Here is a 16,636-nt window from a genome sequence, read left to right on the forward strand (position 1 = left end):
CCCGCTTCACATGGTTCGCGGTCACGCTCACAAACTAGCGGGGTAACAGGTAAAGATCAAGCCTGCGGGTCAGAGCACGGTCTTTCGCCTTGACGACGAAACACCGCTCCCTGCCCTGCTCCGCAGGAGTCCGTTTCCTCTCCGGCGTAAACGCCGGAGTATCCACGGAGGACCCAGATGACGGACGGCAGATCGCCCCTAGGGGCACCTGGTGCCGTCCGGCCTCAAAGGGCGGCATCACCGAACTGCTCGAGGAGAACGTCGACCTGCGTGGAGGACGCGGCTGCGGATACGCCGTCGTGAAGAGTCTGTTCCGCCCAGATGACCTTGCCGCGGGGCGTGTGCCGCGTGCCCCATCGCTGTGCGAACTGGGCCACGAGGAACAGCCCCCGCCCGCCTTCGTCCGTGGTCGTCGCCCGCCGCAGATGCGGGGAGGTGCCGCTGCCATCCGAAATCTCGCAGATCAGGCAGCGTCCGCACAGCAGCCGCGCTGTGACGGGTGGCGATCCGTACCGGATCGCGTTCGTGACCAACTCGCTGATGATCAGCTCCGTGGTGAACGCGAGGTCTTCCAGATCCCACTCCGCCAGCTTCTCCCTGCACTGTGCCCGCACCGAGGGCACCACCGCGGGGTCCGACGGCACGTCCCACTCGGCCACGCGCGAGGGCGGCGGCCGGGTACGTGCCACGAGCAGCGCGATGTCGTCGGAGGAGTGTGCGGGCCTCAACGCGTCGATCACCGCCTGGCACGCTTCCTCCGGTGTGCGCCCGGCGGCCCCGTCCAGCGCCCGGCGCAGCGAATCCAGCCCTACGTCCAGGTCGCGGGTTCGGTCCTCCACGAGGCCGTCGGTGTACAGCACCAGCTGTGAACCTTCCGGCAGGTGCACCTCGGCGGTCTCGAAGGGGTGGCCTCCCAGCCCGAGCGGGGCGGAGGCCTGCACGTCGGCGAAGGCAACAGTCCCGTCCGGCCCCACCACCACCGGGTCGGGGTGTCCGGCGCGGGCAATGGTGGACGTCCCCGCCACCGGGTCGTAGATCGCGTAGAGACAGGTCGCGCCCGTTACGCCCTCTCCCTCATGGTGGTCCGGGGCGTCGCCGGTGCTCTCCTCCTTGTCCATGCGCACGACCAGATCGTCCAGGTGCCCGAGCACTTCCTCCACGGGGAGGTCGAGCGCCGAGAAGTTGTGCACCGCGGTGCGCAGTCGCCCCATCGTCGCCGCCGCGTGCAAGCCATGACCGACGACATCGCCCATCACCAGCGCCACCCGTGCGCCGGGGAGCGGAATGACGTCGAACCAGTCCCCGCCGACCCCCGCCTCCGCCGGCAGATACCGCCAGGCCACCTCCAGCGCGTCCTGGTCCGGCTGCCCCCGCGGCAGCAGACTGCGCTGCAGCGTGACCGCCATCGTGTGCTCGCGGGTGAATCTCCGGGCGTTGTCGATGGCCACCGCCGCGCGCGCGGCCATCTCCTCCGCGAAGGACAGATCCTCCGGCTCGAACGCCGGGGAGTCCCCCGTCCGGTAGAAATTCGCCACGCCCAGAGGCACACCCCGCGCCTGCAGGGGCACGGTGACCAGGGAATGCATCCCGCGGTCAAGGGCCTCACGCGCACGATCCGGGTCCTGCTCCTGCCAGCCGCGCGCCTTTCCCAGGTCCGCCTCCAGAACGCCCCGTCCCTGTTGCAACGTCCACATCTGCGGAGTGTCCGGCAGGAAAGCGATCACTTCGCCGAGTGGATACAAGGGCATCCCCTGCTGCTCGCCTCCGATCGCCGCCCGCCGTAGGTGTCGCCATCCCTCGGCCGTCGGCTCCCACCCTCGCAGCACCGCGTCCAGCAGATCCACCGTGACGATGTCGGCGAACTGCGGCACGGCCACTTCGGCCAGTTCCTGCGCCGTCCGCGTCACATCCAGCGTCGTTCCGATGCCCACCCCTGCCTCGTACAGCAGTTCCAACCGTTCCCGCGCCACCTCCGCCCGCCCCGAGACCGCGGCCAGCTCGGTGGTGTCCCGCAAGGTCACCACGCTGCCGCCGCGGGCCGCGTGCGGGAACGTGGGCCGCTTGTTCACCGACAGCAAGCGATTGCCTGCGAGATGTACCTCATCGGTCACCACCTTCCACGACGTGAGCAGGCGTGTGATCGGCTCCGGCAATCCCAGTTCCCGGACCGGGCATCCCTGCGCCTGTGCCGACAGCCCCAGCAGCTGCTGCGCCTCGTCGTTGGCCAGCAGCAGTCGCCCGTCGGCGTCGGTGATCAGCACCCCTTCCCGCACCGCGTGCAGGACGGCCTCGTGGTGCTCGTACATCCGCGCCAGCTCCGCCGGGGCCAGACCGTGCGTCTGCCGCCGCAGCCGCCGGGCCACCAGGGTCGTCCCGACCATGCTGAGCGCGAGCGCTGCCGCGCCGGCGCCGACGGTGATCGGCAACTGCGGCATCCACAGTGCCGACACGTTCTTGACCGTGATCCCCGCGGAGACCAGGCCGACCACCGTGCCGCGCGAGTCGGTCACCGGTACCACCGCCTGCACGGCCGTTCCCTCGCCGGTGGGCAGAGGCGGCCCGCCGGCCTGCTCGACGACGGTACGGCCTTCCAGCGCCGGTGCGATGGTGCCGACGAACTTCTTCCCGATCTCCTCCGGGTAGGGATACGTGTAACGAATGCCCTCGGTGCTGATGGCGACGACGAAATCCACGCCGGCTCTCTTCCGCGCCTCTTCGGCTCGCGGTTGCAGCACCGCGCTGGGGTCCGGGCTGCGGAACGCCTCGACCATACCGGGGGCACTCGCGAACGACTGGGCCGCGACGACCGACTCCCTTCGCCCCTCTTTCAGAGCGTCACGTGCCGCCTGGAGCAACATGGCGGTCACCGCGGTCACGACCAGCAGCACCACGATCACGACCTGGAGAAGGAACACCTGCCCGGCCGCACTGTGCAGGTTCAGCAAGGAGACGCGACGGTCAGGCGAACGTTCCGTGCGCGGATGACGCCACGGTGCCAGATATCGTCCGAGAGATACCTGCATACACCTTTCATAGCACCACCGTGCGAGCCCGGCCCGATGCACCGGACAGCAGTTCCCCGGGGCCGCCCGCCACCGTGAGATGGCCGACGCCCCCCGGTGGGAGGGGACGCGCAGCATCGCCCTGCCCTCCGGACGGGTCGCCGAACTCAGAGTCAGCCGCTGCCGGCGCGAGGACAGCGACGCCGGCGCCCTCTTCAGGGTCCGGCTGATCGGGCGTCCCCAGCCCAGGCGTCCTGCGGTTTCCACCGCACCCACCCGGTCGACCTGGGACTGGTGGGTTCCTCCCCGTCCTGGCTGCGCGCGGTCGCCGACAGCGAAGCGGCGTTCGTCGCCGGGACGTGGCTGCATGTCCTGGGCGAAGCCGGCGTGGGCAAGAGGACGCTGGTCGAGACCCTGCACAGGGCCCACGGCGCCGGACGCCGACTGGACATGACGGGAGTGCCACTGTCGGATTCCCCCGCCGTCACCGAGCGCTGGCCACGACGGGGCCAAGGCCACGATGCCGCCGTCGCCCGCTTCTGAAGAGGCGAGGCCGCCCACAACCGGGGGCGAAGAAGCAGTGGATCGCTGGGCCGTCGTCGGCGCCTCGGATACGCTTATGTGGTAAATGCCCCCTATGGATCACCCGAGAGGCCGTTACCCGACGACGCTGACGCTTCGGCGGCGCTCGCTCAAATCGCCCGGGACACTACGGCCCGAACAGGCCCCCGGTGCCCCCGGGGTTAGGTCGCTGTGGTGGACACACACGAGTCGACAAGTGATGTGCCGGATCTGCCCCTGCCTACGGTTGGGTACGCGGGGCAACTCCGCGACCTGCTGTGGAGGGCCGATGCGCAAGGGCGCATCGTGGAATGGTCGCGCGCCGCACAGGACCTGCTCGGCTACCTGCCGGGCCAGCTGCTGGGCCGGAACGGATTCCGGATTTTGGTCCCTGCGCCCGACCGGGAGCGTGCCGCCCATCTGACGAGGAGAGTCCGGGCGGGCCAGGCGGTGCTCGAAACGCTGCCGGTGCGGCACCGCGACGGGCACCTCGTACCGATGGAGATGTGGATTTGTCCCGCCGCGGACCCGCAGGGCGGAACGGGCATCTTGACCATCGCCGTGGAGACGTCCGGCGTCCGGGCCATGCGGGATTCGCTGACGGTGCTGGAATCCCTTTTCACCCAGTCGCCGATCGGACTGGCCACGCTCGGCCCCGACCTGCGTTTTCTGCGGGTCAACGACGCGCTGGCGCGGATGAACGGAGTCCCCGCGGCCGAGCACATCGGCAAGCGGCTGGCCGAAGTGGCGCCGGGGGTCAACGCCGCGATGCTGGAAGAGGTGATGAGGCAGGTCCTGGAGCGCGGTGAGGCGGTGGTCGACGTCCGCCGCACCGGTCGCACCCCTGCCGATCCGGATCACGACCGGACCTGGTCGTGCTCGTATGCACCGCTGGTCGGCAGCACCGGCCAGCGGCTGGGACTGATCGCTTCCCTGATCGACATCACCGAGGGGCAGCAGGCGCAGGTCGAGGCCGACCGGGCGCGGCAGCGCTTCGCCCTGCTGGCGGATGCCGGCTCCCGTATAGGGACCACATTGGACCTGCGGCAGACCGCGGAAGAAGTGGTGCACGTACTGGTGCCCCGGCTGGCTGACTCGGCCGACGTGCAGTTGCTGGAAGCAGTACTGGAACCGGACGAGGCCGCCGGGTCCACCCACGGCGTGGTACGTCGGCTGGCGGCCGCGTTTCCCGAACCGTCGGCCCCCACCGCGCTGCTCCAGGTGGGCGAGACGTTCCAGGTTCCGATCGGCTCGGTGTACGAGCGGGTGATCACCGACGGGCGTCCGATGAACCTCTACCAGGCCGACATCCCGGCGCTGATCACCGATCCGAGCGCCGAGCCTCTGCGCGCGTACCTCAGTACCAGTCTGGGCTCGGCACGACTGGTCCCGCTGGTCGCCAGGGGCAAGGTGCTCGGCGCCGTGGTGGTGACGCGTGTCCGCAGTCGCGAGCGGTTCGACGACCAGGACTGCGTCCTCATCGACGAGCTGGTCTCCCGAGGGGCACTCAACATCGACAACGCCCTCATGTACACAAGCCAGCGCGCGGCGGCCCTCACTCTGCAGCGGAGCCTGACGAACAGCACGCTCCCGCAAGTGACCGGCCTTGAACTCACCGGGTGCTACCTCCCCGCCAGTGACCACGAGGTCGGCGGCGACTGGTTCGACGTCATCACCCTGCCGCACGGCAGGACCGGCCTGGTCATCGGTGACGTCATGGGGCACGGAATCCACGCCGCGGCCGTCATGGGACAACTGCGCACAGCGGTACGGACGCTGGCACGCCACGAGATTCCACCGGCTGAGATGCTCATGTCCCTGGATGCCGCCGTGGCCGACCTAGGCGAGAACGAAATGGCCACCTGCATCTACGCGGTCCACGACCCGGATGCCGGCGGCTGCCTGATCGCCAGGGCCGGACATCCACCGCCGGCGATGGTCGACGCCCGGGGAAGGCTCGCGTTCCTCGACGGTTCCACAGGTACGCCGCTGGGGGCGGGCGGAAGGACCTTCCAGACCGAGTGGGCCCCTCTGCCCGTCGGCGGACTGCTGGTGCTGTACACCGACGGCCTCATCGAGGCCCGCGACAGAGACCTGGACCAGGGCATGCGGGAGCTCGCCGAGGCGCTGCGGGATCTCGACCATCCGCTGGAGGAGATCTGCGAGCGCATCCTGCGCCGTGTGCTGCCCTCCACTGTCCGGGATGACGTGGCGGTGCTTCTCGCCAGAACGGTCCTGGGAACACGGTGAACAGCCGCCCCGAACGGCCCCACTCGCGCCGCGCCACCCGGAGGCGGAAGGTGGATAGCGATGGACATACCGGTGACGACGTTCAGCGAAGCGCAGGAAGACCCTTTGGCGGTGCAGCGCGCTGCCTCAGTGGTGTTGGACGACGGGGGCAGGATCGTCGGCTGGAGCGAGCGGGCTCAGGCGTTGCTGGGCTACCCGTCCGAGGAAGCCCTCGGGCGGTCGACAATCGGTTTCCTCATCGACCCGAGCGACTACCACGTGGTCATGGAAGCGGTGGAGGCATGCGTCCGCGACCAGGGGTGGTTCGGGCTCGTGCCCGTACGGCACCGCGACGGCCGACGCGTGGAGTTCGGGTGCTGGTCCCGGCCGATCACCAAGGGCGCCTCCTCCCGGGAATGGTTTCTCCTCGGCGCACCCGCCGAGGAGGTTGTCCGGTGGAACACCGACCGGTCGGTCCTGGAGGGGTTGTTCCGCCGCTCCCCGATCGGTCTGTCGGTCCACGCCCCGGATCTGAGCATCCTGCGAGTGAACCGGGCGATATCACGATTCAGTCAGATGCCGCCCGAGCAGCATCGCGGCCTCCGCACCAGCGACTTCCTGATCCAACAGGACACCGACACGGTGGAGAGGCAACTGCGGGAGGTACTGGAGACGGGCCAGTCCTCGATTTTCACCGAGCAGCCCTGCCGCCTGAGGAGGGACCCCAGCCGTGAACTGATCGTGTCGATCTCGGCGTTTCGTCTGCAGGACCCCTCTGGGCGGATCCTCGGGGTGACACAGACGGTCGAGGATGTGACGGATCGCTATCGGGCCCGTCGTCGGCTCGCCCTCCTCAATGAGGCAGGCGCCCGCATCGGGACCACGCTCGATGTGGCCAGGACCGCACGTGAACTGGCCGAGGTGGCTGCCCCTGACCTCGCCGACTGCGTCTCCGTGGACCTCCTGGAGCCGGTGATCCACGGCGAGGAACCCGGGCGGCAGACGCTGGGCCCCCTGCGCAGGACGGCAGTCCGCAGCCCCCTGCCGTCCGACGCGGACGTGATGTATCCCGTGGGCCACACCATCGACGTCCCGCCGAACAGCGTCCAGGCGCGGTGCCTGGCCGAGCGGCGACCCATCCTGGAAGCGCAGCTGCAAAGGTCCTCCGCGTGGCTCGACCTGGACCCGGAGCGGGCCGAGCGCGCCCTCAGCTTGGGCACCCATTCGCTCATGGTGGTTCCGCTGGTCGCGCGGGGCCTCGTGCTCGGCCTGCTCAGTCTGTGGCGCTGGCGGCAGCTCGATCCGTTCGAAGAAGACGACCTCAGGGTCGCCGAGGAGTTCGCCTCCCGGGCCGCTGTCTGCATCGACAACGCACGCCGCTACACCCAGCAGTACCAAGCGGCGCTCACCCTGCAGCACAGCCTGCTGCCGCACGAGGTCCCGAGGCACCCGGCGGTCGAGGTCGCCCACCGCTATCTGCCGGCCGACGCCGCGTCAGGCGTCGGGGGTGACTGGTTCGACGTCATCCCGCTCTCGGGGCTCCGCGTGGCCCTCGTCGTCGGCGACGTGGTCGGCCACGGCATCCACGCGGCGGCAACCATGGGCCGGCTGCGCACCGCCGTACACACCCTGGCCAACCTCGACCTCACCCCGGACGAGGTCCTCGCTCACCTCGACGATCTCGTGGACCGCCTGGCCGAGGAGCAGGAGCCGACCAGCGACCAGTCCCCCCAAATAGTGGGCGCTACCTGCCTGTACGCCGTCTACGACCCGGTCTCACGGCGCTGCGCGCTGGCCCGCGCCGGTCACCCGCCACCCGCCGTGGTGAGTCCGGCCGGACAGGTCCACCTGCCTGACATACCGGCAGGACCGCCGCTGGGTCTGGGCGGGCTGCCGTTCGAGGCCGCCGAGCTGACGCTGCCCGAAGGCAGCCTGCTGACCCTCTATACCGACGGCCTCATCCATGCACGCAAGCGGGACGTCGAAGAGAGCCTGGCAGATCTGTGCCGGGCCTTGACCGCACCCGCCCGCTCCTTGGAGGAGACATGCGAGGTGGTGGAGGGCGCGCTGCTGCGCGACCGCGCCACCGACGAGGTCGCCGATGACGTGGCGCTGCTCATCGCCCGTACCCGCGTCCTGGCGGAGGCGAACGTCGTCACGTGGGAGCTGCCCGTGCAGGCCACGGCTGCTGCAGGCGCCCGGGCGCTGACGGCATCCCAACTGGCCGAGTGGGGACTGGAGGAGATGGCCTTCACCACGGAGTTGATCGTCAGCGAGTTGGTCACCAACGCCTACCGGTACGGCGGCGGGCCGATCACCCTGCGGTTCATCCGTGATCACCACCACCTCATCTGCGAGGTGTCCGACACCAGCAGTACCTCGCCGCACCTCCGTAGAGCCCGCACCACCGATGAGGGCGGCCGCGGCCTCTTCCTGGTGGCCCAGCTCACCGAGCGGTGGGGCACCCGGTACACGCGCGAGGGCAAGACCATCTGGACCGAGCAACTGTTGTCCTCCGCGTCGGCGCGGTGAGAGGGGCAATGCCGGCCCACCGTAGGCTCCCCCTCCGCTCTGCACCTCCGCACCCGGCGATGCTCGTCCCGCTCCCGACAGCGTGCCAGGATGCGAGGACACGACCGCGAGCACGTCGAAGGGGCAGGAGCCAGCCATGATCAGCGGTGCACATGTCATCCTCTACAGCCAGGACGCCGCGGCGGACCGCGCCTTCCTCCGTGACGTCCTCGACTTTCCCGGCGTCGACGCGGGCGGCGGCTGGCTCATCTTCAAGCTGCCCCCGGCCGAGGTGGCTGTGCACCCGACCGACGACCCGCCCCAGCACGAGTTCTTCCTGATGTGCGACGACCTTGATGCCCAGCTCGGCGAGTTCCGCGCGCAGGGCGTCGAGATCACCCGCCCGGTGAGCGAACAGCGCTGGGGCAAACTGACTGCGATCCGGCTCCCCAGCGGCGCCGAACTGCCGCTGTACGAACCGCTGCACCCCATCGCCCACAGCCTGTGACCCCAGCACTTGGCTCAGCGTGACCAATCTCAGGGTGGCCGCGGAGCGTCGGTGGCGCCACCACAAGGAGACCGCCCGCATCGCAAATCGCGTTCGTAACGGTTGGTACCACTGCAGCCCAGTGCGCGACGCTGGGACGTTGTGTCGTCGAACTTAGTCGCCGCAGGTCCAGGCACCGCAACCGACTAACTTCGATGACACCGGAGTGCGCCATGAGGCGCGATCTCGTCGAAGCAGGCTTTGATGTCGCCTTCCACGATCCATCCAAACGGGCACCGAGTCCTACGGCCTCGCCCACACCAAAGTCCTGGCCGAACAGACCGCAGCCGGCTGAACGGGCCGCATGGCCGACCCCTGAGCCCACGGGGTCGGCAGCAGGCGAGATCAGCCGTCGACTTCCCGCGCCACGCGCTCCAGTCGGTTCCGGTGATCCTCCCACCACGCCTGATCACCTGGTGGCATGCTGTCTTTGCCTTGCAAATATCCGACGGATCCGTCGATGAGCTCTCGCACGATGTCGGCGTGACCTGCGTGCCGCTGAGTATCGGAGATCACGCGCACCAGGATGTGGTTCAGCGTCACCTCTCGGCGTTCCTCCGGCCACCACGGGACGTGCCCGATCGCGTCGAGCGGCAGCGTCGTGATCGTGCTGTTGGAGTGCTCCCACGCCTGGCGATACAGCCCAACGATCTGTTCCCGTGATTCGTCTGCAGCGGCCCACATGTCCGAGTTGGGTTCTGACTCCTCCGTATACCACCAGGACGGCGGGTCCGCGTCGAAGAACGGCCGCCCAAACGTGTCGCCGAAGTAGCCCAGCTCCACGCTGGCGACATGCTTGACCAGCCCCAACAGGTTCGTGCCGGTGGGGGTCAGCGGACGGCGGATGGCGTACTCCGAGAGGCCATCGAGCTTCCACACCAGGGCGTCACGCCCTTCTTGCAAGTACCGGAGAAGGTCCGCTTTCGGGTTCGGTTCGATCATGCCCGGCAGTTTCCCACCCGGCACTGACACCCAGAAGTGACACCCCAGTCCGCGCAGGACCGCTGGCGGGCCGTGAACGCGCCTCACCTGGTTGCCCCGGTCCGGGCCGGAGCCCGCTTCGAACGCGGCCACCTCGTCGCGAACACCCCGAGACTCTTGCGGCATGATCAAGCTCAGCTGATCCCCCTGGAGGTCCCACGTGACATGGTCTGAGCACACCGTGACGCGAGACGGCGTCCGCCTTGTCTGCCGGGACTGGGGCGGGCCGGGGCAGTCCGTCGTACTGCTGCACGGACTGGCCGGTCACGCAGGCGAATGGGACCAGACGGCACACAGGCTGAGCCCCCGGCACCGGGTCATCGCACTCGACCAGCGCGGACACGGCGCCAGCGAACGCCACCCGCAGGACGTCTCCCGCGACGCCTACGTCGCCGACGTCATCGCCGTCCTGGACCAACTGGCTCTGCGGCGTCCTGTCTTGATCGGCCAGTCGCTGGGCGGACACACGGCCATGCTCACCGCCGCCGCACACCCCGAGCGGGTCCGCGCACTCGTACTCGTCGAGGCCGGCCCAGGCGGCCCGAACCCGAATGCGCCCGCCGATATCGGCGGATGGCTCGACTCGTGGCCGACACCGTTCATCTCCCGCGAGGCCGCCGCCCAGTTCCTCGGCGGCGGACCCGTCGGCAAAGGCTGGGCCGCCGGACTGGAAGAACGCGGAGGCGGATGGTGGCCCCGCTTCGACCGCGAGGTGATGACCCGCTCGCTGGCAGACAACGCCCAGCGTTCCTTCTGGCACGAGTGGGCGCAGATCACGTGCCCGACCCTGGTCGTCCTGGCCCAGTCGGGCATCGTCCCCCAGCAGGAAGCCGAGGAGATGCTCCGGCTGCAGCCCACCACCGTGGCCATGAGCATCCCCCGAACCGGTCACGACCTGCACTTGGAACAGCCAGGAACCCTCCACACCGCACTCTCCGCATTCCTGAAGACCCTCGCCTGACAACCCTGCACGGTCCCAACGACGAGGACATCACAAACCGCAGACCACCACCGATCCACAGGTCTTGATGCGATGAAGGGGCGAAGTCCCCGCCCGCCGTGGGTGTCCTGGGTAGGTCTCCGGGTGCTCACGTTCGTCACGGCGAAGGTGACGACTCAGAAGGTCGAAAAGACCCAGCACAGGGGGCGGCACCGGCGCACAAGAGTGACGAGTGTGCTCCTGCTGCTTTTCGTCATTCACGGTCGCGGTGCCGCTTGACATGACCGCAATCGTTTCCGCAGGTGAGAGCCATCGGGTCAGTGATCCTCGGCACCGCGGTGGGCAGGCCAGGGTGCACCGCGTAGGGGCCGACAAGGCCGTGTGCCGAGGTCAGCAGCCCACGCTTCGAGTCTGACGGGCCGTCGGGCGGTACGACGGGCCTGGCTTGATGGCATCCTGACCCGCTTCCTCCCCGTGATGATCGTCAGTTTTTGTCAGTGCGCGCTGCTAATCAATTTGAGGAAGGGCCGCGAACCACGGCCCGCCGACGGGAGGGGACGTCATGTCGAAGGTGTCGGAGGGGTCACCGCGGACAAATCCGCCGTGATCCGAAGCCGCGGAGCGCGAAGCGGATGAGCGGCTGGATGATCGCCGGCCTCGCGGCCGGCGTCTGGTTATGGGGGCAGGTGTTCGGGTTCGGTGAGGCGACCAGTACGCCGCCGCCCGCGCAACCGAACCGGCCGTCTCCTCTCCGGCCGCCCGCTGATGGGGCGCAAGCTGTAGCGCCTTCGACGCCCGCGCGGCGCTTCCCAGGTTCTCGTCGTCCACTTCATGCACTCCACGTGGTGGCGGTGCACCGGCGTGGCCCCGGGCTGCGAGTCCCCCTTCGGCAGTCCGCAGACGGCAGGAGCGGTGCCTCGCCGCCCCGAACCGGGCCGTCGTCTTGGTCACCCACCGCATGTCCGACCTCCGCCACGCCGACCGCATCTACGTCCTCAACCATGGGCACCTCGCCGAATAAGGCACCCACGACGAACTCATGACCGCCCAGGGCCGCTACGCCGCCATGTTCGACGCACAGGCAGCCCAGTACGCACCCAACGCCAGCATCCCGAAACCCGCCGCACCCACCGTCGCGGATCCCGCATGACCCGATCGACTGGAAGGCCCGCCGTGACGACACCTCCCACCACCGAACTCGACCAGGCGGGCGCCCTGCGCCACCAGCTGGCCGACCAGCTCGTCGACGCCGGCCACATTCGCACCCCCGCGGTCGAAGACGCCATGCGCACCGTGCCACGGCACGCCTTCGCCCCCGAGGTACCCGCCGAGAAGGCGTACGCCAACGACATCATCGCCACCCGCCATACCAACGACGGCCGCATCACCAGCTCCATCTCCGCACCCTGGCTGCAGGCCGACATGCTCGAAGCAGCCCGCATCCAGCCCGGCCACCGCGTCCTGGAGATCGGCTCCGGCGGCTACAACGCCGCCCTGATCGCCGAACTCGTCGGCCCCACGGACAGCGTCACCACCCTCGACATCAATCCGGCCGTCACCGACCGCGCCACCCGCTTCCCCTCCCGCTGGGAGGGCGAGCCATCCGTCCGCGTACCGGAGCGCTGCACCGAATGGCGCTGGTGGCCGCTGGACGCACTGCCCGAGCCGATCGTGAATTACACCCGCGCTGCCCTGGAGGCCATCTCCCACGGCACCCTCTACACCTCGATGGGCTGGACCTGAAGCCGCTGCCCGCAAAGCCGGCCGGGCCCGGCACGTGTCGTCGGCCGGTCCGCCGCTTCCTAGAGACCGCCACTTCCAGGAAAGGACGTACTCGCGCACATGTTCTCCTCGCAGGACGAATGGGACCGCGGCTACGCCGACGGCCGCCGCTATCGCCAACTCAGCGACAGTGAGCGCGCCCTGCTGACCACTCATGTGCCGGCACCGGACACGAGGAGGGCCCTCGACGTCGGGTGCGGGGTCGGTGAGCTCGCAGCCCACCTGGCCGGCCTCGGCTACGCCGTGGACGCCGTCGACTGGTCCGAGACCGCGCTCGCCGAAGCCCGCACCCGACACGGCGAGGCCGCTCGATGGCTTCGCCTCGACGTCGAAGGCGACGACTGGGAGCCCTTGCACGCCGACGGGTACGACGTGATCACCCTGCGGTTCGTGGCTGCGTTCCTCAACGCCCGCGACCGCACCCTGCACGCGCTCGGCCAGCGCCTGCGCCCCGGCGGAGCCCTCGTGGTCATCACACCACTCGCGGCCGATACCCCAGCCGAGCGGCGCGGTATCGCACTCGACGAGGACGAACTCGCAGCGCTGCACAACCGCTGGCACAGCGCCGAGCGCCACGACACCGAAGGGCTGGCCTTCCTGGTTCTGCGCGGCCCGCACCGGAGCCAGTCCACGGCGCAGGACGCTCCACCCGGCGCTGGAACGCAGGCAGCGCCATCCAGCCCCGGAGCGTCGAGGCCGTGACCGCATCCCCGCGGGAACATCACTTCCACCTGCTGCGGCGCTACTACGACCAGGTGGAGTCAGGCCGCAAGACGGTCGAGGTACGTGTCGCCACCCCGGCCAAGGCGGCCGTCGAAGTCGCGGACGCGATCGTTTTCCACGACCGCGACAGCAGCCGGGAACTAGACGTCGTCGTGAAACGGGTCACCCCGTATGCGTCGTTCGAGGAACTACTCGACGCGGAGGACCCGTCGCGCATCGATCCCGACGCTCAACCCAAGGAGCTGCTCATCACGCTCCGCAGCATCTACCCGCCGGACCGAGAAGCGCTGGGACCGCTGGCCTTCCAGTTCGACCACCGTCCCGCGCGCCCGGGCCACTCCCTGCCGATGACGCCGTCGCAGTACGCGCAGACCGTACCCCACCACACGGTGTACGGCTGCCTGTACGTACGCGACGAGCACGACCGGCCCGTACAGCTGCGCTCGGTCTACGCATCCCGGCTCTGGCAGTTCCCGGGCGGCAATCTCGACACCCAGGGGGAAGACCCCCTCAAGACCGCCCGCCGCGAAGCCATCGAGGAGACCGGCCTCGAAATCGCCCTGGGAGCACCGAAGTTGCTGCTGACTCATTTCCTGCACGCCGGGCCCCGGCTGCCGCTGAACAAGGTCGGCTTCATCTTCGACGGAGGGCGCCTCACCACCGACCAGCTCCGCCAGATTCGCCTCGATCCCGCGGAGCACGACATGTGGGCCGTGCACGACCTGGAGGGATGGCGGCAGTTGATGACGCCTCGCGCCTTCTCCCGCCTCGAAGCCCTCGAACGCGCCCGGCTCGGCGAAGGCCCCGCCTACCTCATCACACACACCTGAACCACGTCGCGCCGCCCGCGAAGGAGAGACCGTGCCCGTCGAGGACATCAACGCCCAAGCCTGGACCGTCTACGGACAGCGCCAGCTCAGTCGCTCCTATATGCCCCCCGTCCCCGAACAGCTGTCCTGGACACCGTGGGAGGGGGTCGGTCCCGGCGCCCAAATCCTGGGTGACATCACCGGCCGTCGTGTCCTGGACATCGGCTCCGGCGCAGGCCACCACGTCGTGCATCTCTCCCAGGCCCACGGCGCGCACGTCACCGGGATCGAGTTGTCACCCACCCAGCACGAGCGCGCCGTCTCCACCCACACGGACGTTCCGGGCGTGGAATTCGTGCAGGCTGACCTGGTCGACTACCTCGCCCAGGCCGAGCCGTTCGATGCCGCGTACGCCATCGGCACCCTGGCGTTCATCGACCCGCACCGCGCCCTGCCCGCGCTGCGCGACGGTCTGCGTCCCGGCGCGCCGCTGATCCTCTCGCTTCTGCACACCGACCTGCACGACCGCGGTCCGTCCACCACAGTCGCACCACGCGAGCAGATGATCCTGCTCAGGGACGATCCGCCGCTGGCCACCCAGATGTGGGTCCTGGCGCCGCAGCTGTGGGAGGACCTGCTCACCGAGTACGGCTTCCGCGTCGAGGCCATCGACCTGTTGCGCCATCCCGATCAGAGCGCGCGGGTCGTGCAGCAGCTCATCCGAGCCCGCCGCCTTGCCGCACGACCCGCACGCCTTTCCAGCCGCCCGCGTAGTGCCCAGCCCCCTGTGCCGCACGCGGCCGTCGGGGTCGGTGCGATCCTCCTCGGCGAGCAGGGAATCCTTCTCGGCCGCCATCGGCGCGGCACCATCGAACTGCCCGGCGGCTCTGTCGAGGCCGGGGAGTCCTTCGAAGCGGCGGCGGTCCGGGAACTGCGCGAGGAGACCGGCCTGGCCGCTCGCCCCGACGACGTCAAGCTCCTCGGCATGCTCGTCGACCACGTCGGGGGCGTCGTGCGAGTCACGGTGGGCGCCTCGGTCCGCACGTGGCAGGGCCAGCCGGCCACGCAGCCGGACGAGAGCGTCGGCGATTGGGCCTGGTATCCCTTGGACCAGCTGCCCGACGGCCTGTTCGTGTGCAGCGCGCAGATCCTCACCGCCTGGCGCCCCGGCCTGCCCATCGACCACTCCTCTGCGCACTTCACGCCCTTCGCCTCCCGCGCACCCCACCCCACGCCGTCGGTGAACGGCCTCGCGTGACAACTACCGCAGACTCGAGCCTGTGGTGACACCGCGACTTCCGCCTCTACTGGACGGGCCAGGCCAATGACGTCCTGGGCTCCTCACTCAGCTCGGTGGCCATCCCCCTGGTCGCGGTCGTGAGCCTGCCTGCACGCCACGACGTGGCAGGCAGCCGTCCTCGCAGCGGTGCAAGAAGACGCCGCCCCTGCTGTTCTCGCTTCCCTCCGGCACGCGTGCGACCGCCTCCGCAAGGGCCCCTCATCTGATTCCTTTCGTGGATACTCCCGGCTTCAGCCGGGTGAGTAGCTGATGGGGCGGGGGGCCTCCCCGATCCCGTCCACTCGGAGGCGATCCTCAGCGCCCTGCAGGAAGCCCGCCCCGCCGGTCCGGCCCTCGATGCAGCAACCTGAACGGGCAAGAGTTCGTCCTACAGGGCACCATGTTCACCAATAGCATCAACGGCCCCGTGGCTGTATCGGTTCGTCAGTTGTGTGATTTCGCCTGGATGCACATCCGGGCCTGCTCTTTCGCCATCGCGCTACTGTCCGGGGTCGCAGCATCCACCGTGCTGCCCCGTCTGCCTGTGGCGCGTTATGACCTGCTCGTTGCCTACGGCGCCCTGCTCACCCTGCTTTTTTGGCTGCGTGGCTGGGAAAACGGCCGGGATATCGCTGTCATCGCCGTCTGCCACGTCATCGGCCTGGCTTTCGAGCTGGTGAAGGTGTCCCTCGGCTCCTGGAGCTATCCGGAGCCTGCCGTGCTGAAGTTCGCGGGCGTGCCGCTGTATGGAGGTTTCCTCTACGCGGCTGTTGGCAGCTACGTGTGCCGGGCCTGGCACCTGTTCGACCTGGAGCTGGTCCGCTATCGCCCGCGGGCGACAGCAGTCGTGGCCGCGGCGATTTACGTCAACTTCTTCAGCCACCACTGGCTGCCCGATGTCCGCTGGCTGCTGGCCGGACTGCTCCTGGCGGTCACGACGGGCACCTCGGTGCGTTACACGGTGCGCGGTGTACGTCGACGGATGCCGCTGGCGTTCTCGTTCGTGCTGATCGGTTTCTTCCTGTGGGTGGCGGAGAACCTGGCCACTTACGTGGGCGCCTGGCGCTACCCGTACCAGCTTGATGGCTGGCAGCCGGTCGCAGTGGACAAGTTCGGGGCCTGGGCCTTGCTGATCAGCATCACCTTCGTCCTGGCGGCGGTTGGCCGGTCCCACCGCAAGGACAGCATCAGCGACGCACCACCGAGGTAATGAAGTACTAGTCTCCTCGTTTCAGTTGGGTCGGCTGAGCTGGGTTGACTGTGGAGGGGCCG

12 protein-coding genes and 1 pseudogene are annotated in these 16,636 nt (G+C 69.1%); 11 read left to right on the top strand and 2 right to left on the bottom strand.

Annotated features, from left to right (window positions below):
* Positions 1-224 precede the first annotated feature (224 nt).
* Positions 225-3,023 carry a SpoIIE family protein phosphatase gene (locus tag ACFYO2_RS47025; protein WP_388362977.1) on the bottom strand — a complete coding sequence of 933 codons (2,799 nt, stop codon included), beginning with the start codon at positions 3,021-3,023 and terminating at the stop codon, positions 225-227.
* Between the two features lie 273 nt (positions 3,024-3,296).
* Here ACFYO2_RS47025 and ACFYO2_RS47030 point away from each other — a divergent pair, with 273 nt between their 5' ends.
* From ACFYO2_RS47030 to ACFYO2_RS47045, 4 genes are all read left to right on the top strand, one after another.
* Complete coding sequence (locus tag ACFYO2_RS47030; RefSeq protein ID WP_388362979.1) at positions 3,297-3,545, top strand: hypothetical protein; 249 nt, start codon at positions 3,297-3,299, stop codon at positions 3,543-3,545.
* A 240-nt stretch (positions 3,546-3,785) separates the two neighbouring features.
* The gene (locus ACFYO2_RS47035; RefSeq protein WP_388363039.1) at positions 3,786-5,813 is read left to right on the top strand and encodes a SpoIIE family protein phosphatase; all 2,028 of its coding nucleotides are present in this window, start codon (positions 3,786-3,788) and stop codon (positions 5,811-5,813) included.
* Positions 5,814-5,873: 60 nt separating this feature from the next.
* The gene (locus ACFYO2_RS47040) at positions 5,874-8,324 is read left to right on the top strand and encodes a SpoIIE family protein phosphatase (protein WP_388362982.1); all 2,451 of its coding nucleotides are present in this window, start codon (positions 5,874-5,876) and stop codon (positions 8,322-8,324) included.
* 136 nt (positions 8,325-8,460) lie between these two features.
* Positions 8,461-8,811 (top strand): VOC family protein, encoded by a 351-nt coding sequence (locus ACFYO2_RS47045; RefSeq protein ID WP_388362985.1) that lies wholly within the window; start codon positions 8,461-8,463, stop codon positions 8,809-8,811.
* Between the two features lie 384 nt (positions 8,812-9,195).
* Here ACFYO2_RS47045 and ACFYO2_RS47050 read toward each other — a convergent pair whose 3' ends face one another.
* The gene (locus ACFYO2_RS47050; protein WP_388362987.1) at positions 9,196-9,792 is read right to left on the bottom strand and encodes a DinB family protein; all 597 of its coding nucleotides are present in this window, start codon (positions 9,790-9,792) and stop codon (positions 9,196-9,198) included.
* 199 nt (positions 9,793-9,991) lie between these two features.
* Between ACFYO2_RS47050 and ACFYO2_RS47055 the strand changes: the two genes are divergently transcribed.
* The 7 genes and pseudogenes from ACFYO2_RS47055 (at position 9,992) to ACFYO2_RS47085 (ending at position 16,574) form a co-directional block, all read left to right on the top strand.
* Complete coding sequence (locus ACFYO2_RS47055; protein ID WP_388362989.1) at positions 9,992-10,792, top strand: alpha/beta fold hydrolase; 801 nt, start codon at positions 9,992-9,994, stop codon at positions 10,790-10,792.
* 889 nt (positions 10,793-11,681) lie between these two features.
* A pseudogene (locus tag ACFYO2_RS47060) lies at positions 11,682-11,921 on the top strand (ABC transporter ATP-binding protein); the annotation flags it as partial.
* Between the two features lie 23 nt (positions 11,922-11,944).
* A complete protein-coding gene (locus tag ACFYO2_RS47065; protein WP_388362991.1) occupies positions 11,945-12,514 on the top strand; it encodes a hypothetical protein in 570 nt (189 codons plus the stop codon).
* Between the two features lie 99 nt (positions 12,515-12,613).
* Positions 12,614-13,255, top strand: a complete 642-nt coding sequence (locus ACFYO2_RS47070; protein ID WP_388362993.1) for a class I SAM-dependent methyltransferase — start codon at positions 12,614-12,616, stop codon at positions 13,253-13,255.
* Positions 13,252-14,106 carry an NUDIX domain-containing protein gene (locus tag ACFYO2_RS47075; RefSeq protein ID WP_388362996.1) on the top strand — a complete coding sequence of 285 codons (855 nt, stop codon included), beginning with the start codon at positions 13,252-13,254 and terminating at the stop codon, positions 14,104-14,106. The genes ACFYO2_RS47070 and ACFYO2_RS47075 overlap by 4 nt, the downstream gene beginning before the upstream one ends.
* A 31-nt stretch (positions 14,107-14,137) precedes the next feature.
* On the top strand, positions 14,138-15,343 hold the full coding sequence (locus ACFYO2_RS47080) for an NUDIX domain-containing protein (protein WP_388362998.1): 1,206 nt from the start codon (positions 14,138-14,140) through the stop codon (positions 15,341-15,343).
* A 421-nt stretch (positions 15,344-15,764) separates the two neighbouring features.
* Positions 15,765-16,574, top strand: coding sequence for a DUF817 domain-containing protein (locus ACFYO2_RS47085; protein ID WP_388363000.1), 810 nt, complete (start codon positions 15,765-15,767; stop codon positions 16,572-16,574).
* Positions 16,575-16,636 lie beyond the last annotated feature (62 nt).

It is taken from the genome of Streptomyces sp. NPDC006602, from assembly GCF_042870385.1.
GTDB lineage: Bacteria > Actinomycetota > Actinomycetes > Streptomycetales > Streptomycetaceae > Streptomyces.